Annotated in this window: 2 protein-coding genes; both read left to right on the top strand. The window is 68.3% G+C overall.

Annotated features, from left to right (window positions below):
* The coding region (gene msrB / locus WG923_RS30300; RefSeq protein ID WP_340354768.1) for a peptide-methionine (R)-S-oxide reductase MsrB at nt 1-411 on the top strand (411 nt) is incomplete at its 5' end.
* A 123-nt stretch (nt 412-534) separates the two neighbouring features.
* Nucleotides 535-1134 (top strand): peptide-methionine (S)-S-oxide reductase MsrA (gene msrA / locus WG923_RS30295; RefSeq protein ID WP_340354767.1); only part of this gene is annotated, 600 nt, incomplete at its 3' end.

The raw sequence follows: 1134 nt of genomic DNA, 5'->3' as shown, positions 1-1134 counted from the left end.
GCCGCATCGGCTGCCCGGCCCGAGCCGCTGGCGCTGAGCGAGGGCGAGTGGAAGCAGCGCCTCACCGGGGAGCAGTACGACGTCCTGCGCCGCGCCGGCACGGAGCGAGCCCGCAGCAGCCCGCTGAACGTCGAGAAGCGGGCCGGCATCTATCTGTGCGCCGGATGCGACCTGGCGCTGTTCTCGTCTGCCACCAAGTTCGAAAGCGGCACCGGCTGGCCCAGTTTCTTCGCGGCCCTGCCGGACGCCGTGGACACCCGACGCGATTTCCTGCTGATCATTCCCCGTACCGAATACCACTGCGCGCGCTGCGGCGGCCACCAGGGCCATGTGTTCGGGGACGGCCCGCCGCCCACCGGGAAACGCTACTGCAACAACGGCGTGGCACTGCGCTTCGTGCCGCAAGGGTAGCTCCACACCGCGGTCGCATTCGCGCTATAAGGGTGCAGGGGCCGGTATGCCGCGAGGCGCCGCAGCCCTTCGACGTGACGGTCTGCGCGGGTGTCGCGTGGACCTGTGCTGCAGGGGGAAGAGATGAACAGGATCCTGATTGCGGTTGCGGCCCTGGCGCTTGCCTGCTGGAGCCTCGTGGACAGCGGATGGGCCGCCGACAAGGCGGTGAAGCTCCCGCCACCAACCCAGGACTTGCACGGCATGGCGGGCACCGAAACGGCCGTCTTTGCCGGCGGTTGTTTCTGGGGCGTGCAAGCCGTGTTCCAGCACACCAGGGGCGTCCTCAACGCCGTGTCGGGGTACGCCGGGGGCGACAAGAGCAGCGCCCACTACGAGCAGGTGGGCTCCGGCCGAACCGGGCACGCCGAGTCCGTCCAGGTGACGTATGACCCGGGACAGGTTTCCTTCGGGACCCTGCTGCAGGTCTACTTTTCGGTGGCGCACGACCCCACCACGCTGAATCGGCAGGGGCCAGACGCCGGTCCGCAGTACCGCTCCGCGGTGTTCTACCGGGACGCCGAACAGAAACGGGTGACCGAAAGCTACATCGCGCAGCTGAATGCGGCCAAGGTATTCCCTGCCAGGATCGTGACCGAAGTCCGCCCGCTCACCGGCTTCTATCCGGCCGAGGCGTACCACCAGGATTACGCGACGCTTCACCCCGGCTCGCCGTACATCGCC

Origin of the sequence: Ramlibacter sp. AN1133, assembly GCF_037890035.1 — a bacterium.
Lineage (GTDB): Bacteria > Pseudomonadota > Gammaproteobacteria > Burkholderiales > Burkholderiaceae_C > Ramlibacter.
Note: the sequence above shows the minus strand (reverse complement) of the source record. Positions and strands in the feature narration are given on the sequence as shown.